We start from the raw sequence: 24,084 nt of genomic DNA, 5'->3' as shown, positions 1-24,084 counted from the left end.
ACCAAGCGATTGCTTGGTAATTTAGCAGCGCCGGAGCGACCGGGGTAGGTGCGGAGTGGAACTCTCCCTCGACGGAAGCGTCGTCCTCGTGACGGGCGGCGTGCGGGGTGTCGGTCTCGGCATCACCCGCGCGTTCCTGTCGGTCGGCGCGACGGTGGTGACGTGCGCCCGGCGTCCTGCTTCCGTCCCAGGTGCGTCGTTCGTCCAGTGCGACGTCCGGGACGCCGAGCAGGTTTCGGCGCTCGTGTCCGGGATCGTGGCGCGGTTCGGGCGACTGGACGTGCTGGTCAACAACGCCGGTGGAGCGCCGTTCGCGCTGGCGGACAAGGCCTCGCCGCGGTTCCACCAGAAGGTCGTGGAGCTGAACCTGCTGGCGCCGCTGCTGGTGTCGCAGGCAGCGAACGCCGTGATGCAGGAGTCCGGTGGCTCGATCGTGATGGTCAGCAGCATTTCCGGGCGCCGCCCGTCACCGGGGACCGCTGCCTACGGCGCCGCGAAGGCCGGACTGGACAGCCTGACTTCGTCCTTGGCCGTCGAGTGGGCGCCGCGCGTGCGGGTCAACGCTTTGGCCGTGGGCATGGTGCGCACCGAACAGTCCCATCTGCACTACGGGGACGAGGCCGGGATCGAAGCCGTGTCCCGGACCGTGCCGCTGGGCCGGCTCGCGTCGCCGGACGAGGTCGGCGCGTGCGCGGTCTTCCTCGCTTCGCCGCTGGCTTCTTACGTCACCGGTTCGACTCTGGTCGTGCACGGCGGGGGAGAGGTGCCCGCGTTCCTGGCCGCTGCCAACACCGATGGGGGTTCGTCATGAGGTTGTGCGAGGACCGGGTCGTCATCGTCACCGGTGCGGGCCGCGGCATCGGGCGCGCGCACGCCCTGGCGTTCGCCGCCGCCGGGGCCCGCGTCGTGGTGAACGACCTGTCGGAGGGGCCCGCCGCGGAGGTGGCCGCGCTGATCGGGCCGCGTGCCGTGGTGAACACCGAGGACGTGGGGACGTGGGCCGGTGCCGCGCGGGTGGTCTCGGCCGCGGTGGAGACGTTCGGCGGGCTCGACGTGCTGGTGAACAACGCCGGGATCGTGCGCGACCGGATGATCGTGAGCTGCGGCGAGGACGAGTGGGACGAGGTGGTGCGCGTGCACCTCAAGGGCCACTTCGCGCCGTTGCACCACGCCGCCGCGTACTGGCGTGGCGTGCACAAGGCCGGCGGGCCCGTGTCGGGCCGGGTGATCAACACGTCGTCCGGAGCGGGGCTGTTCGGGAGCGTGGGACAGGCGAACTACTCCGCGGCCAAAGCGGGGATCGCGGGGCTGACCCTGGTGGCGGCAGCGGAACTGGCGCGGTACGGCGTGACGGTGAACGCGATCGCCCCTGCGGCGCGGACGCGGATGACCGAGCAGACGTTCGCCTCGACGATGGCGGCGCCGGACGACGGCTTCGACGCGATGGCGCCGGAGAACGTGTCGCCGCTCGTGGTGTGGCTCGGCAGCGCGGAGGCCGGGGACGTGAGCGGCCGGATGTTCGAGGTCGACGGCGGGCGGGTGTGCCTGGCTCACGGCTGGCAGCGCGGACGCGAGATCGACAAAGGCGCTCGGTGGGAGCCGGAGGAGCTGGGGCCGGTGGTCCGCGAGCTGGTCGCGGACCACCACCCGGTGCCGGTGTACGGCGCCTAGATCCGTTCGATGATGGTGCCGGTGGCCATTGCCCCGCCGGCGCACATCGTGATGAGCGCGGTCGTGGCGTCGCGGCGTTCCAGCTCGTGCAGCGCCGTCGTGATGAGCCGCGTGCCCGTGCTGCCCACCGGGTGACCGATCGCGATGGCGCCGCCGTTGACGTTGACCCGATCCAGGTTCGGCCGGTGCACCGCGGCCCACGACAGCACGACCGACGCGAACGCCTCGTTCACCTCGAACAGGTCGATGTCGGCCATCTTCATGCCGCTGCGCTCCAGCAGCCGCGCGGTCGCGTCGACCGGCCCGTCGAGCAGGTAGTACGGGTCGGAGCCGACCAGGCACTGGGTCACGATGCGGGCGCGCGGCGTGAGTCCGTGAGCGCGCGCCCAGTCCTCGTCCACGACCATCACGGCCGACGCGCCGTCGGAGATCTGCGACGACGTGCCCGCGGTGTGCACGCCGTCTGGCAGCACCGGCTTCAACGCGGCCAGCGCCTCGAGTGACGTCTCCCTGAGGCCCTGGTCGGTCTCGACGAGCTCCTCGCCGACCTTCACCGGGACGACCTCGGCGGTGAACCGTCCCTCGGCCCAGGCCCGCTGCGCCCGCGTCTGCGACTGGACGCCGAACCGGTCCACCTCCTCGCGCCCGATGCCACGCCGTGCCGCGATCCGTTCCGCGCCCACGAACTGGTTCGGCTGGTCGATGGACCACGAGTCGGGCCGGGGCGAGCCGGCGTCCCCGATGTTGCTGCGCAGCGGCACCCGGCTCATCGCCTCGACCCCGCACGCGATGCCCACGTCGATGGCGCCGACCGCGATCAGCCCGGCGATGAGGTGCGTGGACTGCTGGGCGGAGCCGCACTGGGCGTCGATGGTGGTGCAGCCGGTGCCGTGCGGCAGACCGGCGTGCAGCCAGGCGGTCCTGGCGATGTTGTTGGACTGCTCGCCCGCCTGGGTGACGGTGCCACCGATGACTTGTTCGACAGTGGACGGATCAACACCGGTCCTGTCGAGCAGTCCCCGTTGCGCCGCACCGAGGAGCTCGGCGGCGTGCAGCCCCGACAACCAGCCGTTGCGCCTGCCGATGGGCGTGCGCACCGCTCCCACGATCACCGGACTGCCCACGCGAGCCTCCTTGAAACTAGAACACGTTCCTGTGAACGACCAGATTGGCTGCACGGGGGCTTCAACACAAGGCGCAACCGTGTTTGAATCGAGTAGAACACGTTACACCTAGGAGGTGGCTCCGTGGGCAAGCCGCGCATCCCAGAGGGCTTCGACTTCACCGACCCCGACATGTACGCGAAACGCTTACCCCTGGAGGAGTTCGCCGAGCTGCGCCAGACCGCGCCGATCTGGTGGAACGCCCACCCGACGGGTCAGGGCGGTTTCTCCGACGACGGCTTCTGGGTGGTGACCAAACACGCGGACGTCAAGGAGGTCTCCCGCCACAGCGACATCTACTCGAGCTGGGAGAACACCGCGATCATCCGGTTCGCCGACGGCATGACCCGCGACCGCATCGAGATGCAGCGCCTCCTCCTGCTCAACATGGACCCGCCGGTCCACACCAAGCAACGCGGCATCATCTCCCGCGGCTTCACCCCGAAGTCCATCAACGCCCTGCGCGAGGCCCTGAGCGCCCGAGCCGAGAAGATCGTGGCCGAGGCCGTGGCCAAGGGCCAAGGCGACTTCGTCACGGACGTGGCCTGCGAGCTGCCGCTGCAGGCGATCGCCGAACTCATCGGCATCCCGCAGGAGGACCGCCGAAAGATCTTCGACTGGTCCAACCAGATGATCTCCTACGACGACCCCGAGTTCGAAGGCGACCCGATGGCCGCGGCCACCGAACTGCTCGGCTATTCGTGGACGATGGCGGAAGACCGCCGCGCGTGCCCGCGCTCGGACATCGTCACCAAGCTGGTTCAGGCCGATGTGGACGGTGCCGGCCTGGCCTCCGAGGAGTTCGGGTTCTTCGTGCTGCTGCTGGCTGTTGCGGGGAACGAGACCACGCGCAACGCGATCACTCACGGGATGAAGGCGTTCTTCGATCATCCTGAGCAGTGGGAGTTGTTCAAGGCCGAGCGGCCGGCCACTGCGGCCGACGAGATCGTCCGGTACGCCACGCCCGTTGTGGTGTTCCAGCGGACGGCCACGCAGGACACCGTGCTGAGCGGGGTGGAGATCAAGAAGGGGCAGCGGGTCGGGCTGTTCTACTCGTCCGCGAACTTCGACGAGGAGGTGTTCGAGGAGCCGGAGAAGTTCGACATCACTCGGGATCCCAACCCGCACCTCGGGTTCGGGGGGAGTGGGGCGCACTTCTGCATCGGGGCCAACCTGGCTCGGTTGGAGATCGACCTGATCTTCAACGCCATCGCTGATCACATGCCTGGGATTCGGCAGGTTGCTGAGCCTCGGCGGTTGAGGTCGGGGTGGTTGAACGGGATCAAGGACTTTCAGGTGCAGTACTCGTAGGGCTGCCAGCTACGGGGGGCGGCCGTGCGGGTTCCGTCGCCTTCCAGCGTGGTCGCGTGGGCCATTGACGAGCGGGGTCATTTCATCGCCGCTTCGCGACGATTGCGATTGGGGCTTGACTTCGGGGCCCTTGCGAGGCGCAGATCGGCCTATAAAAGCCGGGCAGGTAAAGCGCCCGGCCGATCCGAACACGGTAGCACCTCGAACCCAAAGTCAAGCCCCAATCGCATGCGTGCATGGTTGCGTTAGGCGGTCGGGTTGCGGGAATTACCGCTTGGACGGCGTGGGTGCCGTTGCCTGTGCCGGTGCTAGCGCTTCGTCGGTGTCATCGCGGTTTTCACTGCCGTGAGGCGTCGCTGATGCCTGGCGGGTTTTGGGCATGGCTGTGCCACGGCCGTGGTGGTGCTGCACGGCCGTGGCGGTCGAGGTGGTGGTGAGGGGCCGCTCGCGTCTCCCTGGTCGGGGTCAGGCGGCGGTGTGGAGCAGGTTGCGTCTGGGTGTTCGCAGCGGATCCAGCCACGCGGGCGGATAGAAGACCGGCACTCCCTGCTCCATCCTCACTTCCCACCCGCTGCGATGGATCAACGTGTGGTGGTGGCGGCACAGCAGCACGCCGTTGTCGATGCGGGTGTCTCCGCCGTCGGCCCAGTGATGGATGTGGTGGGCATCGCAGTGCTTCGGCGGACGACTGCAGCCGGGGAACGCGCAGCCGTGGTCACGGGCGACCAGGGCCCGGCGGATCCCGGCGGTGAACAGCCGCGACCGGCGGCCCACGTCGAGCGGCTGGGACTTGCTGCCCAGGACCATCGGGATGATCCCGGCACTGCAGGCCAGCTGACGCACTTCCTCGACCGGGATCCGCTCGCCGTTGTCCAGCACCGCGTGACCGGTCTGCTCGGCCAGATCCTGGTAGGGAATCGTCAAGGTCAGGGTGACTGGTTCACCGCCGTGCTCGGGCAGCTGGTCCGCCCGCAACGTCAGGTCGACCAGCTCGGCAAGCGCGTCACCCTGACGCTCGTCGAGCGAACGCGGGTCCGGGCCCTCGACGGTGGTCGGACGGGGCTTGGCCAGCGGATCCAGCAGGGTCGCGAACTTCGCGCCAGTGACCGCGTCCATCGTCGCCGCGAGCTTCCAGTCCCCCGTCTTGCTCTGGCGCAGCGAGAGCCGGTTGCCCGCGGACTCGGCCTGGGGGTCACGCGGCTCGGGGTCGTTCTGGAACAGGCCGTAGATCAGCCTCTTGCCCAGCACGCGCACCGCGGCGGGCGCGAACTGGCGCGCGTAGTCCACCATCTGCCCCTCGCGCTCGGCAGGCAGAGTCTTCATCGCCTCGGCGACCACCGCGACGTGATCAATCGACACCGCGCCCTCGGCCGCCGCCGCGGCGGCGATCGGAAGCCGGGCGGCGACCTCACTGCCGGTCGGGGTGATCTCACTGCTCAGCAGCGCGGCCTGCTCGACCCACCGTTTCGCGGTGTTCTTGTCCCAGCGGACCGCATGCCGCAACACGTCCTGCAAATTCTTGTAACCAAGCTCGGCAGCGGCTCCACGCCGGTTCAATTCGGCGATTTTCTGCATCACCGCATAATCGCGGGCCCGGATTTCCGTCACCTCGTCGACGATGCCGCGCAGCAGCTCGCCGGTGGAGAGGAGGGGAAGTTCGGGGTCGCTCACGTGTTCTAATTTACCGCAAGATCACGACATAAACGCACGTCAAGCGATACACAATCGGGTGAACGAAACCGGCCAGACCGTGGCGAAGCGAAGCGAGCCGGACAGCACCTGATGCCGCGCCGTCCAAGCGGTAATTTCGGAACCCGACCGCCTAACGCAACCATGCACGCATGCGATTGGGGCTTGACTTTGGGTTCGAGGTGCTACCGTGTTCGGATCGGCCGGGCGCTTTACCTGCCCGGCTTTTATAGGCCGATTTGCGCCTCGCAAGGGCCCCGAAGTCAAGCCCCAATCGCAATCGTCGCGAAGCGGCGATGACGCAACCAGCGCTCGTCAAGGCCCACGCAACCACGCTGGAACGCGACCAGTCGGCTGGCTTCAGGGTTCGGTGCGGAGGGTGGCCATGGCCCGTTCGGTCTCCCAGAAGGCGCGCATCGAGCGGATCAGGCCGTCCTCGCCCACGTTGTAGACGAAGACACCCTCGGTGTCGACGCGGGCGCCGCCTGGCAGGAAGGCGCGGATGACGCCCACGTTGGCGCATTCGGAGCCGGCCGCGAAGGAGTCGTGCATCGCGAACTCGAAGCGTTCCACGTTGGCGATCGCCAGGTCCCAGAAGGCGGCGATCGCCTCCTTGCCGTGGTGGCCCTTGCCTTCCGCGTCGAACATCGACGGACCCACCGGGTCTTCCACCACGGCGTCGTCGGCGAACAGGGACAGCCACTCGTCTTTCGCGCCTCGTGTCACGGCGTCCATGGAGCGCCACGAGGCCACGCGGGCCGGGGTTTCGGTGCGGGAGGCGGTCCAGGTCACGGCGGTCATGCGAACTCTCCGATCACCTCGTCGGCGAAGCGCCTGAGTCCGTCCTTCTTGGCTTCCAGGCTGCCGTCGAAGCCGACGCCGTAGAACAGCCAGGGGACGACGATCACGTCGGTCACGCCGATCTCGTCGAGCTGGTGGTAGCCGTCGAGGCCGAAGCGGTCGATGCAGACGGCCTGGATTTCGAACGGGCGCTCGAACGCGCCCAGGTCGGTGAGCTGGGAGATCACGGTTCGGAGGTCCGCGAACTTGATCATGGCGGACGTCCAGCCGTCGCCCACGCGGGCGGCGCGCTTCAACGCGGCGGGGGAGTGTCCGCCCACGTAGAAGGGGACAGGTGCCGTAGGCGCAGGCGACATCTGGAGGCGGTCGAAGTCGAAGTACTTGCCGTGGTACTCGACCATGCCGCCGGCCAGGACGAGTTTCAGGATGTCGATCATCTCGTCCACGCGGGGGCCGCGGTTGGCGTACGGGGCGCCGCACCACTCGAACTCTTCCGGGGACCAGCCCAGGCCCACGCCGAGGCCGAAGCGGTTGTTGGTCAGGTGGGCCACCGAGCCGACCTGGCGGGCCAGCAGGAGTGGGTTGCGGGAGCCCAGTTTCAGGACCTGGGTGTAGAAGTGGATGCGGGACGTCACGGCGCCCATGGCGGCTGCGGCGATCAGCGGGTCGACCCACGGGGTGTCGGCGTTCCACATGCGGGAGCCGTCCGGGGTGTAGGGGTAGTCGGCGGACACCTTCTCGGAGAAGAAGAGGGAGTCGGGGAGCGCTATGGAGGCGTAGCCGCACTCCTCGGCGCATTGGGCCAGTTCGGTCAGCTGGTCGAGTGGGCTCATGGCGATGCCGACGGTGAACTTCATGGCTTCTCCGATCCGACTACCCACATGGCGAAGAACTGGGAACCACCGCCATAGGCGTGTCCTAAAGCGACTCTTGCGCCGTCCACCTGGTGGTCGCCCGCCGTGCCCATCACCTGCATCGCGGCCTCGGCGAAGCGGAGGAGGCCGGAGGCGCCGATCGGGTTGGACGACAGGACGCCGCCGCTCGGGTTCACCGGGAGGCGGCCGCCGATCTCGGTTTCGCCGGCCTCGGTGAGCTTCCAGCCCTGACCGACGTCGGTGAAGCCGAGGTTTTCCAGCCACATCGGCTCGAACCAGGAGAAGGGCACGTAGATCTCGGCTGCGTCCACTTCGGACAGCGGGTCGGTGATGCCCGCCTGCTTCCACAGCGCGCGGGCGGCGTCGCGGCCCGCCTGCGGGTTGACCTGGTCGCGGCCCGCGAACGTCGTGGGCTCGGTGCGCAGCGCGGTCGCCCGGATCCACGCGGCAGGGCCGGAGGTCGGTTCCGCGGAGATCACCACCGCGCACGCGCCGTCCGACGAAGGGCAGGTCTCGTCGTAGCGGATCGGGTCCCAGAGCATGGTGGACGCGCGGACCGACTCGACGGTGATGTCCGGCTGCTTCAAGTGCGCGTAGGGGTTGAGGGCGCCGTTGCGGCGGTCCTTGGCCGCGACCATCGTGCCCACGTGCTCGGGGGCGCCCGCGCGGCGGATGTAGGCGCGGACGTGCGGTGCGAAGTAGCCGCCGGCGCCCGCGTGCACGGGCATGGTGAACGGGGTCGGTACGGAGAGCGCCCACATCGCGTTCGACTCGGACTGCTTCTCGAACGCCACGGCCAGCACGCGGTTGTGCACGCCGGACTGCACGAGCGACGCCGCCACGTTGCCGGTGCTGCCGCCGACGGAACCCGCGGTGTGGACGCGCAGCAGCGGTTTGCCGACGGCGCCGAGGGCGTCGGCCAGGAAGAGCTCGGGCATCATCACGCCCTCGAACTGGTCGGGCGCCTTGCCCAGGACCACGGCGTCGATGTCCGGCCAGTCGACGCCCGCGTCGGCCATCGCGCGGTCGATCGCCTCGCGGCACAGGCCCGCCATCGAGACGTCGAGGCGTTTTGCGGCGTGGTGCGTCTGGCCGGTGCCGACCACTGCTGCCGGTCGCATCTACTCCCGCCCTTCCATCACGCAGACGAGGTTTTGTTGGAGCAGCGGGCCACTCGTGGCGTGGCCGAGCACCTTCGAGGCCGAGCCGTCGTGCACGCGCCTGGCCGCCTCGCCGATGCGGGCGAGACCCGCCGCGAACATCGGGTTGCCCGCCAGGACGCCGCCGGACGGGTTCACCACGACGTCGTCGCCGAGCCCGAGTGCCTGGCGCAGCAGGATTTCCTGGTGGCTGAACGGCGCGTGCAGCTCCGCCACCTCGACGCCTTCGGCACCTGCGGCCTTGCCAGCGGCCACTGTGGACGGAGATGTCAGCAGGTCGCGCGCACCGAACGACGGCGAGTCCGTCCGGTGCTCGAAGCCGGTGATCCACGCCGGGCGTTCGCAGAGCTCTCGGGCACGATCACCGGCCGCCAGCACGATCGTGGCCGCGCCGTCGGTGATCGGCGCGCAGTCGTGCCTGCGCAACGGATCCGCCACGTACGGGGTGGCGAGCAGATCTGCGACCTCGACGGAACCGGACAGCTGCGCCAGCGGGTTCGAGACGGCCGCGGCACGGCTCCGCGCGGCGACGGACGCCATCGCCTCGGCGTCCCAGAGCCCGGCCTCGATGCCCATGCGCGCCTGAATTCCCGCCAGGCCAACGGAATCCGGCCACAGCGGCGTCACGACGTACGGATCGAGCTGCATCGCCATGACCCGGCGCAGCTGACCGGCAGACGACTTGCCGAAGCCGTAGACGAGTGCGGTGTCGACCTCGCCGCACAGCAGCTTCACCCACGCCTCGTACAACGCCCAGGCCGCGTCCATCTCGACGTGCGACTCCATGATCGGCGGGAACGCCCCGATCGCGTCGACCGCGGAGACGAACGAGAACGCCCGCCCCGCCAGGTAGTCCGAGGAACCCGAGCACCAGAAGCCGATGTCGGACTTGGTCAGCCCGAGCGAGCCCAGCACCTCGTGGAAGATCGGCACCAGCATCTCGACACCGTTGGTGGTGCCGTCGGTCTCGCGCACGCAGGGCGTCTGCGCGAAACCGACTACGGCGATGTCCCGCATCAGGGCCTCACAGGTGCTGGGAGTAGGAGTCGAAGGGTGCGTCCGGCTCGCCGGAAGGCCGGAAGTGGTCGATGTTCTGCATCGTCGGGCCCCACTCCTCGCGCGGCTTCCACACCGCCTCCACGCGCATGCCCATCCGCACGTCCTCGGGGGCGACGCCGAGCAGCAGGTGCAGGAACGGGATGTCCGCGCCGTCCAACAGCACGTACGCGGAGACGTAGGGAGGCGGGATGCGCTGGCCGAGGAACGGCACGTTGACCACGCAGAACGTCGTGACGGTCCCGCGGTCGGACAGTTCGATCTGCTCCGTCGTCGGCACGCCGTCGGTGGGACACGCCGGGCGCGGCGGGAAGTAGACCTTCGAGCACGCCGGGCAGCGCTGGGCGATCAGCCGGCCCTCCATCAGCCCGCGCAGGAACGGGTCCTCGGTCGGCGACGCGGAATGCGTGTAATGCAGGTGCACCGGCGTGGTCACCATCGTGACCTCGTCAGCGGGAACCGGCTCGTCCGCAGGCTCGTCGGAGAGCTCGAAGCACTCGATGTCGGTGATCGCGCCGACCCGGTCCGCACGCCATCGCACCCGGACCCGCGCACCCGTCGACATCCGGTCCGGCGAGCCCGCGTCGACGGCGTGCAGCAGCGAGGTGTCCGCGCCGTCGAGCTGGATCAGCGCCCACGCGAACGGCCGGTCGAGCGGCTGGCCCTCCAGCGGTTCGGGGATCCACGACCACCCGCGCACGACACCGGTCGACGCCACGTCGACGAACTCCGTCAACCGCTCGGCGGTCACCGGGTCGTACTCGAGCGGCGGCACGTGCACACGGCCGTCGGAACCGCGGATCCCGGTCACCTTCCGGCGGCGCAGATCCGTGAGGAACCGGCCCAGCGTCGGGCCGAGCGAGCGCGTGTAGTCGAAGCCGACGTCAAGTGGAGCACTCAGCGGCTTGGTCACAGATCAAAGTGAAACAGGTTCTCGAAATGGTGGCAAGATGGCCGCATGAAGCTCGGTCTGCAGCTCGGGTACTGGGGTGCCGCGCCACCCCCGGACGCCGCCGGACTGGTGGCGGCGGCAGAGGAATTCGGCTTCGACGCGGTGTTCGCCGCCGAGGCATGGGGATCGGACGCCTTCACCCCGTTGGCGTGGTGGGGATCTGCGACACGACGCGTCCGGCTGGGCACGTCCGTCGTGCAGATGTCGGCACGAACACCGGCCGCGTGCGCCATGCACGCGCTGACCCTCGACCACCTCTCCGGTGGCCGGTTCGTGCTCGGCCTGGGCGTGTCCGGGCCGCAGGTCGTGGAGGGCTGGTACGGCCGCCCGTTCGCCAAACCCCTTGCCAGGACCAGGGAATACGTCGACATCCTGCGTCAGGTCATGGCCCGCGAGGCACCGGTCACCAACGACGGTCCGCACTACCCGTTGCCCTACCGCGGGCCGGGCGCGCTCGGGCTCGGCAAGCCGCTCAAGCCCATCACCCATCCGCTGCGCGCCGACCTGCCGATCTGGCTCGGCGCCGAAGGACCGAAGAACGTCGCGCTGACCTCGGAGATCGCCGACGGCTGGCTCGCGATCTACTACGCCCCCAGGCTCGCGGGCATGTACGACGAGTGGCTGGCCGAGGGGTTCGCGAAATCGGGCCGCAGCAGGGAGAACTTCGAGGTCGCGGCCACGTGCCAGGTCGTCGTGACGGACGATCCGGTGTCCGTGAGGGCCATGCTCAAGCCGTTCGTCGCTTTGTACATCGGCGGAATGGGCGCGCCGGGCATGAACTTTCACGCCGAGGTCTTCACCCGCATGGGATACGGCGAGGTCGTCCAGGACATCGGCAGGCTGTTCCAGTCGGGCCGCAAAGACGAGGCGGCACAGGTGGTTCCGGACGAACTGGTCGCCGAGATCACCATCGTCGGCAGCGCCGAGCACGTGCGCGACGAGATCGGCCGGTGGGAGAAAGCCGGCGTGACGATGTTGCTCGTCGGGTGCCGCGACGTTGCCTCGATCAAGGCCGTCGCAGAGGCTTGTCAGTAGGTGAAACGCGTTCTACTTTGAGGGGTGTGGTCACTGGACTCTGGAACATCGCCACCGATCAGCCGGACCTGACCGCGCTGGTCGATCCGAGCGGTCGCGAGATCACCTACTCCGAGCTCGCGGCAGCGGCGAACAGGTACGGGCGCGGGTTCCAGGCCCTGGGGCTGGAACCCGGCGACAGCATCGTGCTGATGCTGCCCAACAGCGCCGAGCTGGTGGCGGTGTACTTCGCCGCCTACCAGACCGGCCTCTACGTCGTCATGGCGAACTGGCACCTCACCGGTGCCGAGGTCGCGTACCTCGTGCAGGACAGCGGCGCCAAGGCGTTCGTGGGGCACGAACGGTTCGCCCAGGCCGCAGCCGAAGCCTCCGCGAGCCTGCCCGCCAACGCGCGGTTCTCCGTCGGTGACATCGAGGGGTTCGAGCCGCTGAGCAAGCTCGGTGAGGGCGAGGAAGGGCGGCCGGACGTCCGCACGACCGGCTCGCCGATGCTCTACACGTCCGGCACGACCGGGAGGCCGAAGGGTGTGCGCAGGCCGCTGACCGGCGCCGACCCGGACGTGGTGCCGCCGTCGGCCCCGTGGTTCTTCGGCATCTTCGGGCTCGAGCCGCACGACGGCCACGTGCACCTGTGCGGGTCGCCGCTCTACCACACCGCGGTGCTCAACTTCGTCGTCATCTCCATCCAGCTCGGCCACACCGCCGTGCTCATGGACCACTGGTCGCCGGAGGAGATGCTGCGGCTGATCGAGCGGTACAAGGTCACGCACAGCCACATGGTGCCGACCCAGTTCCACCGTCTCCTCGCGTTGCCCGAGGACGTCAGGACCAAGTACGACCTGTCGTCGCTGCGGGTGATGATCCACGGCGCGGCCCCTTGCCCGATCGAGGTCAAGCGCAGGATGCTCGACTGGTGGGGGCCGGTCGTGACCGAGTACTACGCCGCGACCGAGGGCGGCGGCACCGCGATCAGCGCCCAGGAATGGCTGAAGAAACCGGGATCCGTCGGACTGCCCTGGCCGACGTCGGAGATCAAGATCCTGGACGAGGACGGCAACGAGCTCCCTGCGGGCGAGCGCGGACTCGTCTACATGCGGATGGGCGACGCGACCTTCGAGTACCACAAGGACGCGGAGAAGACGAAGGCCGCGCGCGTTGGCAGGCTCTTCACGTTGCAGGACATCGGTTATCTGGACGAGGACGGTTACCTCTTCCTGTGCGACCGCAAGACCGACATGATCATCTCCGGTGGTGTGAACATCTACCCGGCGGAGATCGAGGGCGAGCTCGTGTGTCACCCCAAGGTGGCGGACGTGGCCGTGTTCGGCGTGCCGCATCCCGACTGGGGCGAGGAGATCAAGGCGGTCGTGCAGCCCGCGGACGGTGTCGAGCCTGGAGACGACCTGACGCGCGAGCTGCTGGAGTTCGCCGGGACGAGGCTCGCCAAGTTCAAGCTGCCGCGCACGATCGAGTATCTCGCCGAACTGCCGCGCGACCCCAACGGCAAGCTGTACAAGCGAAAGCTGCGCGACAATGCGTGAGCAGATCAGGATGACGGCCGCCGAGGTCGAGACGTTCCTGGACGAGCAGAAGACGTTGATCGTGGCGACGATCGGGCGCACCGGACTGCCGCACCTCGCGCCGATGTGGTTCGCCGTGCTGGACGGCGAGATCGTGTTCTGCACGGACCGCAAGTCGCAGAAGATCGTGAACCTGCGCCGCGATCCGCGCTGCAGCGTGCTCGCCGAGGCGGGGGAGACCTACGACCAGCTGCGCGGCGTGCACATGGAGGGCGTCACCGAGTTCACCCCGGACATCGGCCGCGTCGTGGACGCGGTGGTGGCGCGCAACTTCGGCGAGGTCGGCGACAACGAGGAAGCGCGGGAGGCCATGAAGAAGGCCATGTCCAGGCGAGTGGCCGTGATCTTCCGTCCGACCAGGACGGCCAGCTGGGACCACCGGAAGCTGATGTCGGGAGTGACCCTATGACCCTGAACCGCCGTCAGGTGCTCGCCGGAGCCGGTCTCGCGCTGGCCTCGGGACTCGTGCAGACCTCCCGCGCCTCCGCGGCCACCCTCGGCGAGTTCGACGTCGTGGTGGTCGGCGCGGGCGCGGCAGGCATGACCGCCGCACTCACCGCGGCCAAACGCGGCCTGAGCTGCGTGGTGCTGGAGAAGGCGCCGACGTACGGCGGTTCCGCCGCCAGATCGGGCGCGGGGATCTGGATTCCCAACAACGAGATCATCCTCGCCGCCGGTGTGCCCGACACGCCGGAGAAGGCACGGCAGTACCTCGCGGCGGTCGTCGGCGACATCCCGGTCGCGCGGCAGCAGGCCTACCTGACGCACGGGCCGCAGATGATCTCGTTCGTCATGCGCAACAGCCCGCTGCGCTTCCGGCACATGGACGGCTACAGCGACTACTACCCCGAGCTTCCCGGTGGCATCGCGAGGGGCCGGTCGATCGAGCCGGAGATGCTGGACGGCCGCATCCTCGGCGCGGAACTGGCGAACCTGAACGCGCCCTACCTCGCCACCCCGGCGGGCATGGTCATCTACGGCGCCGACTACAAGTGGCTCGCGCTCGCCCTGGTCAACGCCAAGGGCGCCGCGACAGCCGCCGCCGCGGTGGCGAGGGGCACGGCCGCCGCACTGGCCGGCCAGAAGCCGCTGACGATGGGCCAGGCGCTGGCCGGTGGTCTGCGAGCGGGCCTGATGCAGGCCAACGTGCCGGTGTGGCTGAACACCCCGCTGGAAGAGCTGCACGTGGAGAACGGCGCGGTGCGAGGCGTGCTGACCTCGCGCGGCCTGGTGAAAGCCCGCCGTGGCGTGATCATGGGCTCCGGCGGCTTCGAGCACAACGCGGCCATGCGCGCCCAGTACCAGCGTCAGCCCATCGGTACACAGTGGACCGTGGGCGCGAAGGAGAACACCGGCGACGGCCACCGCGCGGGCCAGCGCGTCGGCGCCGCGTTCGACCTCATGGACGACGCCTGGTGGGGCCCTGCGATCCCGGTGCCCGGCTCACCGTACTTCTGCCTCGCCGAACGCACCCTGCCCGGCGGCCTGATGATCAACGCGGCAGGTCAGCGCTTCGTCAACGAGGCCGCACCCTACAGCGACGTCGTCCACGTCATGTACGACAAGAACCCGACCGACCCGTGCATCCCGGCGTGGCTGATCGTCGACCAGAACTACCGCAACAGGTACCTGTTCTCCGACATCGCGCCCACCCTGCCGCTGCCGGACGCCTGGTACCAGTCCGGCGCGGTCGTGAAGAACTGGTCGCTCGACGGCCTCGCGTCGGCGATCGGCGTGTCGGCCACCGCGCTGAAGGCCACGGTGAGCCGCTTCAACAACCAGGCGCTCACCGGCAGGGACACCGATTTCAAGCGCGGCGACAGCGCGTACGACCACTACTACACCGACCCGGCGGTCATCCCGAACTCGTGCCTCGCCCCGCTGTGGCTGGCGCCGTACTACGCGTTCAAGATCGTGCCAGGCGACCTCGGCACCAAGGGCGGCATGGTGACCGACGCGCGGGCCCGCGTGCTGCGGCCGGACGGCTCGGTGATCCCCGGGTTGTACGCGGCGGGCAACGTGAGCTCGGCCGTGATGGGACACAGCTACGCCGGTGCCGGGTCGACGATCGGGCCCGCCATGACTTTCGGGTACATCGCGGCCAACGACATCTGATCACTCCCACACCGTGACGTCGCCGGTGATCGCGGCGCCGTCAATCGCGACGACGTCGACCCGGAAGATCCGCCCGGCTGGCGACCTCCCGCACACGCGGCTGCCCGCGATCAGGTTCTCCGCGTCCTTGGTCGCCCGCTTCGCGAGGTCTGCGGCGCACTCGGCCTGTCCGGGCACGCCGTCGCCCAGCCACTCGGCGACCTCGTAGCCGTCGTCGCCGTGCAGGCGGTTCTGGGTGAGCCGCCACAGGTTCGTGCCGGGCACGTCGCGTGGCTGCGCGAGGTCGAGGTGGAAGCTGCCGAACCGCAGCGTGCCCGTGAACCGCACGCCGGTCGCAGACGGCGGGGCCACGACGGCCACGGTGGTCGTGGTCGTCGGTCCGACGGCGATCGGGGTGGCGCTGGTCGGCCGCGATGCCGAGCCGACCGGCGCGGGACGGGCGGCGCCGGCCGCCGTCGAGGTGGCCGGTGCGCCGGAGGAGGGCGACGACGCCGGGACGGTCTCCGTCGGCGACGCGGAGGTGGCGGCCGCGGGCGTCTGCTGCTGCACCTGCTCGTCCGGCACCAGCACGAACGTCAGCACGGCGGCAGCCACGGCAGCGGCCGCAACGCCTGGCAACCAGTACCGGCGGTGCCACCGGGGCGAGTTCACGTGGACCTCGCCGATCGACCCTGCCTGGATCGACGTGCCGCTGACATCGCCGTCGATGCCGTTGTCGGTCGAGTGATCGGAGTGTTTCACGAGTGCCTGCCCCGGGCTGCGGTTGCGTGATGAATGGCAGATCGGCGGACCGGCGGCAGGTGTTACGGGTACGAACGAAGTGGTCTCAGCGGCCCTGGAAGTCCGGCTTGCGCTTCTCCGCGAACGCGCGCGGCCCCTCCTTCGCGTCCTCGCTGCGGAACACCTCCATGCCGAGCCGAGCGTCCACTGTGAACGCCTCGTTCTCGTGCATCGCCTCGGTTTCGCGCATGGTCCGCAGGATCGCCCGCACCGCCAGCGGTCCGTTGGCGGTGATCAGCTCGGCCAGCTCCATCGCCTTGTCCAACGCCTGACCGTCGGGCACCACGTGGCCGATGAGGCCGATTTCCTTGGCCTCGGCAGCCCTGATGTGCCGGCCGGTCAGCAACAGGTCGGCCGCGACCGTGTACGGGATCTGGCGCGGCAGCCGGACCGCTGATCCGCCGAGCGGGAACAGGCCCCACCGCGCCTCGGACACGCCGAACCGCGCGCTCTCGCCGGCCACCCGGATGTCGGTCGCCTGAAGGATTTCGGTGCCGCCCGCGACCGCAGGGCCTTCCACGGCCGCGATCAGCGGTTTCGTCAATCGACGACCTTTGAGCAGCGGTTCGATCACCGAGAAGTCGTGGTTTCCCGCCGTGTCACTGGGGTGGTTCGACGTCATCGCCTTGAGGTCGGCGCCCGCGCAGAACGATCCGCCCGCGCCGGTCAGGATGCAGACGCGCACGTCGGGATCGTTGTCCACGCGGTCCCAGGCCTCGCGCATGATCGCCATCATGGGGCCCGACAGGGCGTTGCGGACCTCGGGCCGGTTCATCGTGACGACCAGAACGTTGCCGACCAAGTCCACCAACGCGTGGGGTTCCGTCGTGGTCGTCATTCGCGCGCCTCCTGGATCGAGTCTGACCGCACGGGGGATTGTCCAGAACAGTAACACGTTCTACTTTGCCTATCATGGCCCTCAACGTCGCAGACCTCGTTGAACACGCCGCAGACACCGTGCCCGACCGGACCGCGCTCGTGTGCGGGCCGAAGCGGGTCACCTATGCCGAGCTCGAGTCGCGAGCCAACAAACTGGCTCACCACCTGGCAAAGAACGGCGTGACACAGGGGTCGCACGTCGGGCTCTACGCGCGCAACTCCATCGAACTCGTCGAAGCCATGCTCGCGGTCTACAAGCTGCGCGCGGTGGCCATCAACGTCAACTACCGCTACACCAAGAACGAGTTGCAGTACTTGTTCGGGGAAGCGGACCTGGTCGCGCTCGTACACGAACGGCGGTATTCGCCGTTGGTCGCGGAGGTCGGCGCTCCCGGCCCCACCGTCGTGATCGACGACGAGTCCGACGAGGAGTTCGCCGGTGTCGAGTACGAGGCCGCGCTCGCGGAGGAGTCGGGGGAGCGGGACTTCGGGCCGCGCAGCCCGGACGACCTCTACATCCTGTTCACCGGCGGCACGACCGGCATGCCCAAGGGCGTGATGTGGCGGCACGAGGACGTGTGGCGCACGCTCGGCGGCGGCATCGACTTCGTGACCGGCGAACGGCTCACCGACGAGTGGCAGCAGGCCAAGTCGGGCAAGGACTACGGTCTCGTCCGGCTCTGCCTCCCGCCGCTGATCCACGGCGCGGCGCAGTGGGCAGTGCTGGGCGCGCTGTTCTGCGGCAGCACCGTCGTGCTGGTGCCGAAGTTCGACCCCGCCGAGATCTGGCGGGTGATCGAGCGGGAGAAGGTCCAGGTCGCGGCGATCACCGGCGACGCGATGGGCCGGCCGTTGATCGAGGAGTTCCAGCGCGGCGACTACGACGGTTCGTCGCTGTTCATCCTCAACAGCAGCGCCGCGCTGTTCTCCTACCCGGTGAAGAAGATGTACCAGGAACTGCTGCCGCACACGACGTTGCTGGAGTCGATCGGGTCGAGCGAGACCGGGTCCACCGGCATCGGCGCGGTGCCCAAGGAGATCGTGCAGACCGACGGCACCAAGGTGAAGCTCAACGAGGACACCATCGTCATCGACGACGACGGCAACAAGCTCGACCCGGTGCCGGGCGTCATCGGCAAGCTGGCGCGCGGCGGGCACATCCCCCTGGGCTACTACAAGGATCCCGAGAAGACCGCGCGGATGTTCGTCGAGGTCGACGGCAAGCGGTTCACGGTGCCCGGAGACTACGCGCGGTTCGAGGAGGACGGCGACATCACGTTGCTCGGCCGCGGCAACACCTGCGTCAACACCGGTGGCGAGAAGGTGTTCCCGGAAGAGGTCGAGGGCGTGCTGAAGTCGCATCCGGACGTGTTCGACGCGCTCGTCATCGGCATCCCGGACGACCTGCTCGGCCAGCGGGTCGGCGCCATCGTGCGCCCGCGCGAGGGTGCGACGCCCACACTGTCCGAACTGGACGCTCACGTGCGCCGGACGCTCGCCGGGTACAAGGTGCCGCGGTCGCTCTGGTTGGTGGACGAGATCGGCAGGACCCCCAGCGGCAAACCGGACTACCAGTGGGCCCGGGCTCACGTGGAGGAACATGCGCACCAGCCTGTGTGACCAGTTGGGCATCGAGCACCCGATCTTCGGCTTCACGCCGTCCGAGCACGTGGCGGCGGCGATCAGCAGGGCGGGCGGGCTCGGGGTGCTGGGATGCGTGCGGTTCAACGACGCCGAAGACCTCGACCGCACCCTGACGTGGATGGACGAGAACACCGACGGCAAGCCGTACGGTGTGGACATCGTCATGCCGGCGAAGGTGCCCACGGAGGGCACGCAGGTCGACCTGACCAAGCTCATCCCGCAGGGGCACAAGGACTTCGTGCAGCAGACGCTGCTGAAGCTCGGCGTGCCACCGCTGCCGGACGGCGAAGGCGGCGAGGGTGTGCTCGGCTGGCTGCACTCCGTCGCGCGCTCGCACGTCGACGTGGCGCTGGAGCACCCGGTCCGGCTGATCGCCAACGCCCTGGGCTCGCCTCCGGCCGACGTCATCGAACGGGTGCACGCGGCCGGTGTGCCGGTGGCTGCCCTCGCGGGCAAGGCAGAGCACGCCCGCAGGCACGTGGCGAACGGCGTCGACATCGTGGTCGCCCAGGGTTACGAGGCAGGCGGCCACACCGGCGAGGTCGCCACGATGGTGCTCGTGCCGGAGATCGTCGACGCGGTGGACGTCCCGGTGCTGGCCGCGGGTGGCATCGGTTCGGGACGTCAGGCGGCCGCGGCCATGGCGCTGGGCGCCGCGGGCGTGTGGATGGGCTCGTACTGGCTCACCACCGCCGAGTACGCCCTCGGGAACTCGAGCACCCAGGAGGCGCTGCTGGCCGCCGGTTCCAGCGACACCGTCCGCACCCGCATCTACACCGGCAAACCGGCGCGGCTGCTGAAGACGCGGTGGACCGAGGCGTGGAGCGCCGAGAGCGCGCCGGAACCGCTGCCGATGCCGTTGCAGAACCTGCTGGTCAGCGAGGCGCACCTGCGGATCGCCCGGTCCGACGACCCGTCCGTGGTGTCGATGCCGGTCGGGCAGGTCGTCGGGCGGATGAACGAGGTCCGCCCCGTCGCCGACGTGATGACGGAGCTGCTGCGGGAGTTCGACGAGACCGTCGAGCGGCTCACCAAGCTGCGCTGAGCCTCAGGAGCTGGGCGGTGGCCCCGCCCAGCTCGAACTCGGCCCGCTTGGCCGCGGTGAAGTACCTGTGCACCTCGTGGCTCATGTCGATGCCCGTGCCGCCGTGGACGTGCACGGCCGTGTGCGCCACCCGGTGCCCGGCGTCGGCCGCCCAGAACTTCGCCGTCGCCACCTCGGCCGCGGCGTCGAGGCCTTCGGAGAGCCGCCAGGCCGCCTGCCACAGCGTCAACCGGATCGCCGCGACGTCGATGTACGCATCGGCAAGACGTTGCGCCACGGCCTGGAAACTGCCGATCGGCCGGTCGAACTGCACGCGGGTTCGCGCGTAGTCGGCCGTGAGCTCCAGCGCGCGTTCGGTCACGCCGAGCTGAAAAGCGCACAATCCCACCGTGTAGCGCGTGATCAGCCACTCCGGGGTGAGCCCCTCGACCAGGCGGCCGCCGGTGAACTCGAACGTGCCCGCGTCCGAACCGTCGACCAGCTCCTGCGCGCTGATGTCCAGCTCGCCGGCCTCGACGAGGAAGACCTGGTCGTCGTGCGCCACCAGGAACGCCGAGGCGATGGTGGCGAACGGGACGGTCGTCTTCGCGCCGGTCTCGTCCTCGACCAGTGCCAGTGAGAGGACGGCGCCTGGACGTGGCGTGTCGAACTGTGCCAGCGCCTGCTGGGCGAGCACGGTCGGCAGGTAGGGGACGGCCGCGACGGCACGGCCGAGCTCGACCATGACCGCGCAGTGCTCCAGGACGCCGAACTCGGCGGGGTCCTCCGGCACGACCCCGGACTTGACCAGGTCGGGCCACGGGTGGTCGGACGAGTCGAGGATCTTGCGGGTCAGGGCGGCGAGTTCGCGTTGTGCCTCGGTCAGCGTGAAGTCCATGGAAGTCTCCGTTGTCGAGGCGATTCATCTGGGCACGGCGGGCAGCCCGAGGCCCACCCGCGCGATGATGTCCCGCTGGATCTCGTTGGTGCCGCCGCCGAACGTGAGGATCAGCGACGAGCGGTGCATGCGCTCCACCCGGCCCTGCAACAGCGCCCCCGGTGAGCCGGTGCGCACGATTCCGTTGGCGCCCAGCACTTCCATCAGCAGCCGGTAGCCCTCGGTCGCGAACTCGGTGCCGAACACCTTGGTGGCAGAGGCCTCCGCGGGTGAGGGCGCCTCGTCACCGCCGGAGGCGATGCGCCAGTTGATGAGCTTCAGGAACTCGGTCTTGGCGTGCACGCGGGCGAGGTGCAGCCGCACCCACTCGTGCCGGGAGGCGCCCGTTTCGTCCGCCCATTGACGAACTTCGCGCAGCGCGGTCTGCAACGGCGCGGCCGAGCACAGGGCGACGCGTTCGTGGTTGAGCTGGTTGGTGATGAGCTTCCAGCCCTTGTGCTCCTCGCCGATCAGGTTCGCCGCCGGCACGCGCACGTTGTCGTAGAACGTGGCGCTGGTGGTCGGGCCGGACATCGTCGGCACCGGCGTCCAGGAGAAACCGGGGGAGGTGGTCGGCACGATGATGATGCTCAAACCCCTGTGCCGCTGCGATTCCTGGTCGGTGCGGCACGCGAGCCACACGTAGTCCGCGTACTGGATGAGGCTCGTCCACATCTTCTGGCCGTTGATGACGTAGTCGTCGCCGTCGCGGACCGCCCGCGTGCGCAGCCCCGCCAGGTCGGTGCCCGCCTCCGGCTCGGAGTAGCCGATGGCGAAGTGGATCTCACCGGACGCGATTTTGGGCAGGTAAAAAGCTTTCTGCTCGGCGGTGCCGAACGCCATGATGGTCGGGCCGATCGAGTTCAGCGTCAGGAACGGAACCGGCGCGCCCGCGGCCGACGCCTCGTCGAGGAAGATCAGCTGCTCGATCATCGGGCGGTTGCGGCCGCCGTACTCCTCCGGCCAGCCGATGGTGAGCCACCCGTCCGCGCCCATCTGGCGCACGGTGTCCTTGTACACCTCGGCATCGCCGTAGTCACTGCTGCCGGCGAGCCTCGCCCGGCGTTCCGGCGTCATGAGCGCGGCGAAGTACGCCCGCAGCTCCTGGCGCAACTGCTCCTGTTCGGGCGTGAAACCGATGCGCATGACCGCTACTCTAGAACAAGTTCTACTTGATGTCAGGAGGCCGCGATGAAGGTCGGGGTGGACCCTTCGATCTGCGAGGCGCACGGGGTGTGCATGTCAATCCTGCCCGAGGTGTTTGACCTTGACGATGAAGAGGTTCTGCAGATCCGGGATGGTGAGCTGGCCGAGGGCGAGGTGGAACGGGCCGAGCGGGCCGTCGCGTCGTGCCCGATGGGCGCACTGCGGCTCTCACGCTGATGGACCTTGTCACGAACAGGAACAGATTCTAGTGTGCGACGGGTGAGTCAGCCGTGAGCTCAGCGAGGAGTGATACCGGTGAAGGCAGCCGTGCTCAACCAGGTCGGTGACGACAAGCTCGAGCTCCGGGACGACGTGACGACCACCGCACCGGGGCCGCAGGAAGTCCGCATCAGGATCAAGGCGTGCGGGGTGTGCCACAGCGATCTGTCCGCGATGGACGGAACCCTGCCCGCGCTCGCACCCGGTGTCATCGGCCACGAAGGCGCCGGTGAGATCGTCGAGATCGGCAGTGCCGTGACGTCGCTCGCGGTGGGTGACCACGTGGCGATCACGTTCGTGCCGCCGTGCGGCAAGTGTCCTCAATGCGTGACGGGCCAATCGCATCTGTGCCTCGTGCACACGTTGTCCGCGTTCACTTCGCCGCGCTTCGTCGTCGGTGGCAATCCCGCGTTCGGTTACGCGGGACTCGGCGCGTTCGCCGAAGAGATGGTCGTCCCCGCCGACGCGGCGATGAAGGTCGACGACGACGTGCCGTGGGAGATCGCGGCACTGCTGTCGTGCGGAATCCTCACCGGTGTCGGCGCCGTGCTCAACACCGCGAAGGTCGAACCCGGTTCCAGCGTCGCGGTGATCGGCTGCGGTGGTGTCGGCATCGCGGTGATCCAGGGTGCGCGGCTCGCTGCCGCCGCGCGGATCGTCGCGGTCGACCCGGTCGTCGAGAAGCACGACGTGGCCAAGAAGTTCGGCGCCACGCACGCGACGACGCCGGACGGCATCGCGGACCTCAACAACCAGCTCAACGGCGGCATGGGCTTCGACTACGTCTTCGACGTGGTGGGCCTTGCGGCCACGATCCGCCAGGCGTGGGACCTGACCAGGCGCGGCGGCCACACCGTGGTCGTCGGCGCGGGCAGGGCCGACGCGATGGTGTCGTTCAGCGCGCAGGAACTGTTCCTGCACGACAAGACCTTGCACGGGTCGTTCTACGGAACGGCGAACTTCCGCCGGGACGTGCCGCGCATGATCGCGCTGTGGCGGGAGGGCAGGCTCGACCTCGAAGGCATGATCAGCAAACGGATCCGGCTCGAGGACGTCAACGAAGGCCTCCAGGCCCTGCGCGGCGGGGGATCCCTCATCCGCCAGGTCATCCTGTTCGACTAGGAGTCTCAAGTGGACCTCGCGGGGAAGGTCGCCGTCGTCACCGGCGCCGGTGCCGGACTGGGCAGGGCGGAAGCGCTGGAACTGGCTCGTGCCGGTGCTTCCCTCGTGCTGAACGACCTGCCGGGCTCGGCCGACGCCGCCGCGGCCGAGATCGAGCAGCTGGGCGGGAAGTGCGTCGTGGTCGAGGGCGACGTGGGGGAGCGGACCACCGCGGACGCCCTCGTCGCAGCGGCGCTGGAGGAGTTCGGCGGGCTGCACGTCGTCGTGAACAACGCCGGTGTGCTGCGCGACCGGATGCTGTTCAACATGACCGACGAGGACTGGGACCTCGTCGTGAAGGTGCACCTGCGCGGCCATTTCCTGTTGTCGCGCAACGCCGTCTCGTTGTGGCGGCAGCAGTCGAAGGCGTCCGGCGAACCGGTCTACGGGCGGATCGTCAACACCTCGTCGGAGGCGTTCCTGCTCGGCTCGGAAGGCCAGGCCAACTACGCGGCGGCCAAGGCGGGGATCGCCGCGCTGACGGTCGCGACCGCGCGAGGCACGTCCCGCTACGGCGTGCGCGCCAACGCGATCTGCCCACGCGCCCGCACGGGCATGACCGCCCACGTGTTCGGTGAGGCACCGGAAGGCGACGACTCGCTGGCGCCCGAGCACGTGGCGAAGTTCGTGGCCCACCTCGCGGGCCCGTCCGGCGAGAAGATCAACGGCCAGGTCTTCGTCGTGCACGGCGGCATGGTCGCGCTGATGGCGCCGCCGACCGTGGAGCGGAAGTTCGACGCGCTGAGCGATCTCGACGGCTACTTCGCCGACCGGGATCCACAAAGGACTTTTGCCTGTACTGAAACGATGTCTCTGTAGGAGGAGC

23 protein-coding genes are annotated in these 24,084 nt (G+C 69.0%); 12 read left to right on the top strand and 11 right to left on the bottom strand.

Annotated features, from left to right (window positions below):
- Positions 1 to 55 precede the first annotated feature (55 nt).
- The gene (locus IEZ09_RS03725) at positions 56 to 811 is read left to right on the top strand and encodes an SDR family oxidoreductase (RefSeq protein ID WP_189252063.1); all 756 of its coding nucleotides are present in this window, start codon (positions 56 to 58) and stop codon (positions 809 to 811) included.
- Entirely contained in the window at positions 808 to 1,671 is an 864-nt protein-coding gene (locus IEZ09_RS03720) for an SDR family oxidoreductase (protein ID WP_189252062.1), read from the top strand. The genes IEZ09_RS03725 and IEZ09_RS03720 overlap by 4 nt, the downstream gene beginning before the upstream one ends.
- On the opposite strand, the gene IEZ09_RS03715 is transcribed toward IEZ09_RS03720, so the two are convergent.
- Positions 1,668 to 2,795 (bottom strand): steroid 3-ketoacyl-CoA thiolase, encoded by a 1,128-nt coding sequence (locus tag IEZ09_RS03715; protein WP_189252061.1) that lies wholly within the window; start codon positions 2,793 to 2,795, stop codon positions 1,668 to 1,670. The two genes, IEZ09_RS03720 and IEZ09_RS03715, sit on opposite strands and share 4 nt — an antisense overlap.
- A gap of 123 nt (positions 2,796 to 2,918) precedes the next feature.
- Here IEZ09_RS03715 and IEZ09_RS03710 point away from each other — a divergent pair, with 123 nt between their 5' ends.
- A complete protein-coding gene (locus IEZ09_RS03710) occupies positions 2,919 to 4,145 on the top strand; it encodes a cytochrome P450 (protein WP_189252060.1) in 1,227 nt (408 codons plus the stop codon).
- Positions 4,146 to 4,610: 465 nt separating this feature from the next.
- Here the strand turns inward: IEZ09_RS03710 and IEZ09_RS03705 are convergent, their stop codons facing one another.
- The 6 genes from IEZ09_RS03705 to IEZ09_RS03680 form a co-directional block, all read right to left on the bottom strand.
- Complete coding sequence (locus tag IEZ09_RS03705) at positions 4,611 to 5,816, bottom strand: HNH endonuclease signature motif containing protein (protein WP_189252059.1); 1,206 nt, start codon at positions 5,814 to 5,816, stop codon at positions 4,611 to 4,613.
- Positions 5,817 to 6,194: 378 nt separating this feature from the next.
- On the bottom strand, positions 6,195 to 6,635 hold the full coding sequence (locus IEZ09_RS03700; protein ID WP_189252058.1) for a nuclear transport factor 2 family protein: 441 nt from the start codon (positions 6,633 to 6,635) through the stop codon (positions 6,195 to 6,197).
- Entirely contained in the window at positions 6,632 to 7,492 is an 861-nt protein-coding gene (locus IEZ09_RS03695) for a TIGR03619 family F420-dependent LLM class oxidoreductase (protein WP_189252057.1), read from the bottom strand. The genes IEZ09_RS03700 and IEZ09_RS03695 overlap by 4 nt, the downstream gene beginning before the upstream one ends.
- Positions 7,489 to 8,631: a thiolase family protein gene (locus IEZ09_RS03690; protein WP_189252056.1), complete on the bottom strand. Its 1,143-nt coding sequence runs from the start codon at positions 8,629 to 8,631 to the stop codon at positions 7,489 to 7,491. The genes IEZ09_RS03695 and IEZ09_RS03690 overlap by 4 nt, the downstream gene beginning before the upstream one ends.
- Entirely contained in the window at positions 8,632 to 9,687 is a 1,056-nt protein-coding gene (locus tag IEZ09_RS03685; protein ID WP_189252055.1) for a thiolase family protein, read from the bottom strand.
- Positions 9,688 to 9,694: 7 nt separating this feature from the next.
- On the bottom strand, positions 9,695 to 10,639 hold the full coding sequence (locus tag IEZ09_RS03680; protein WP_189252054.1) for a Zn-ribbon domain-containing OB-fold protein: 945 nt from the start codon (positions 10,637 to 10,639) through the stop codon (positions 9,695 to 9,697).
- 45 nt (positions 10,640 to 10,684) lie between these two features.
- Here IEZ09_RS03680 and IEZ09_RS03675 point away from each other — a divergent pair, with 45 nt between their 5' ends.
- Genes IEZ09_RS03675 through kstD form a run of 4 tightly spaced genes read left to right on the top strand, consistent with a single transcriptional unit; the run spans position 10,685 to position 15,408 of the window.
- A complete protein-coding gene (locus IEZ09_RS03675) occupies positions 10,685 to 11,713 on the top strand; it encodes an LLM class F420-dependent oxidoreductase (protein WP_189252053.1) in 1,029 nt (342 codons plus the stop codon).
- A 26-nt stretch (positions 11,714 to 11,739) separates the two neighbouring features.
- Complete coding sequence (locus IEZ09_RS03670; RefSeq protein ID WP_189252052.1) at positions 11,740 to 13,254, top strand: acyl-CoA synthetase; 1,515 nt, start codon at positions 11,740 to 11,742, stop codon at positions 13,252 to 13,254.
- On the top strand, positions 13,247 to 13,702 hold the full coding sequence (locus IEZ09_RS03665) for a pyridoxamine 5'-phosphate oxidase family protein (protein WP_189252051.1): 456 nt from the start codon (positions 13,247 to 13,249) through the stop codon (positions 13,700 to 13,702). The genes IEZ09_RS03670 and IEZ09_RS03665 overlap by 8 nt, the downstream gene beginning before the upstream one ends.
- Positions 13,699 to 15,408: a 3-oxosteroid 1-dehydrogenase gene (kstD, locus tag IEZ09_RS03660; RefSeq protein ID WP_189252050.1), complete on the top strand. Its 1,710-nt coding sequence runs from the start codon at positions 13,699 to 13,701 to the stop codon at positions 15,406 to 15,408. Before IEZ09_RS03665 ends, kstD begins: the two co-directional genes overlap by 4 nt.
- Here the strand turns inward: kstD and IEZ09_RS03655 are convergent, their stop codons facing one another.
- Entirely contained in the window at positions 15,409 to 16,149 is a 741-nt protein-coding gene (locus tag IEZ09_RS03655) for a hypothetical protein (RefSeq protein WP_189252049.1), read from the bottom strand.
- Between the two features lie 85 nt (positions 16,150 to 16,234).
- Complete coding sequence (locus IEZ09_RS03650; RefSeq protein WP_189252048.1) at positions 16,235 to 17,026, bottom strand: crotonase/enoyl-CoA hydratase family protein; 792 nt, start codon at positions 17,024 to 17,026, stop codon at positions 16,235 to 16,237.
- A gap of 74 nt (positions 17,027 to 17,100) precedes the next feature.
- Between IEZ09_RS03650 and IEZ09_RS03645 the strand changes: the two genes are divergently transcribed.
- Together IEZ09_RS03645 and IEZ09_RS03640 are read left to right on the top strand one after the other, a co-directional pair.
- Positions 17,101 to 18,687: an acyl-CoA synthetase gene (locus IEZ09_RS03645; protein WP_189252047.1), complete on the top strand. Its 1,587-nt coding sequence runs from the start codon at positions 17,101 to 17,103 to the stop codon at positions 18,685 to 18,687.
- Positions 18,668 to 19,756: an NAD(P)H-dependent flavin oxidoreductase gene (locus IEZ09_RS03640; protein WP_189252046.1), complete on the top strand. Its 1,089-nt coding sequence runs from the start codon at positions 18,668 to 18,670 to the stop codon at positions 19,754 to 19,756. The genes IEZ09_RS03645 and IEZ09_RS03640 overlap by 20 nt, the downstream gene beginning before the upstream one ends.
- On the opposite strand, the gene IEZ09_RS03635 is transcribed toward IEZ09_RS03640, so the two are convergent.
- Positions 19,740 to 20,633 carry an acyl-CoA dehydrogenase family protein gene (locus tag IEZ09_RS03635; protein WP_189252045.1) on the bottom strand — a complete coding sequence of 298 codons (894 nt, stop codon included), beginning with the start codon at positions 20,631 to 20,633 and terminating at the stop codon, positions 19,740 to 19,742. The genes IEZ09_RS03640 and IEZ09_RS03635 overlap by 17 nt on opposite strands.
- 24 nt (positions 20,634 to 20,657) lie before the next feature.
- Positions 20,658 to 21,818, bottom strand: coding sequence for an acyl-CoA dehydrogenase family protein (locus tag IEZ09_RS03630; RefSeq protein WP_189252044.1), 1,161 nt, complete (start codon positions 21,816 to 21,818; stop codon positions 20,658 to 20,660).
- A gap of 45 nt (positions 21,819 to 21,863) precedes the next feature.
- Between IEZ09_RS03630 and IEZ09_RS03625 the strand changes: the two genes are divergently transcribed.
- The 3 genes from IEZ09_RS03625 (at position 21,864) to IEZ09_RS03615 (ending at position 24,077) form a co-directional block, all read left to right on the top strand.
- Positions 21,864 to 22,055 (top strand): ferredoxin, encoded by a 192-nt coding sequence (locus IEZ09_RS03625; protein ID WP_189252043.1) that lies wholly within the window; start codon positions 21,864 to 21,866, stop codon positions 22,053 to 22,055.
- A gap of 78 nt (positions 22,056 to 22,133) precedes the next feature.
- Positions 22,134 to 23,219 carry a Zn-dependent alcohol dehydrogenase gene (locus tag IEZ09_RS03620; RefSeq protein ID WP_189252042.1) on the top strand — a complete coding sequence of 362 codons (1,086 nt, stop codon included), beginning with the start codon at positions 22,134 to 22,136 and terminating at the stop codon, positions 23,217 to 23,219.
- Between the two features lie 9 nt (positions 23,220 to 23,228).
- Positions 23,229 to 24,077: a 3-oxoacyl-ACP reductase gene (locus tag IEZ09_RS03615; RefSeq protein ID WP_189252041.1), complete on the top strand. Its 849-nt coding sequence runs from the start codon at positions 23,229 to 23,231 to the stop codon at positions 24,075 to 24,077.
- Positions 24,078 to 24,084 lie beyond the last annotated feature (7 nt).

The organism is Lentzea flava, assembly GCF_014648475.1.
Classification (GTDB): domain Bacteria; phylum Actinomycetota; class Actinomycetes; order Mycobacteriales; family Pseudonocardiaceae; genus Lentzea; species Lentzea flava.
The sequence above is the reverse complement of the archived record's forward strand: the minus strand, read 5'-3'. Positions and strand labels throughout refer to the sequence as shown.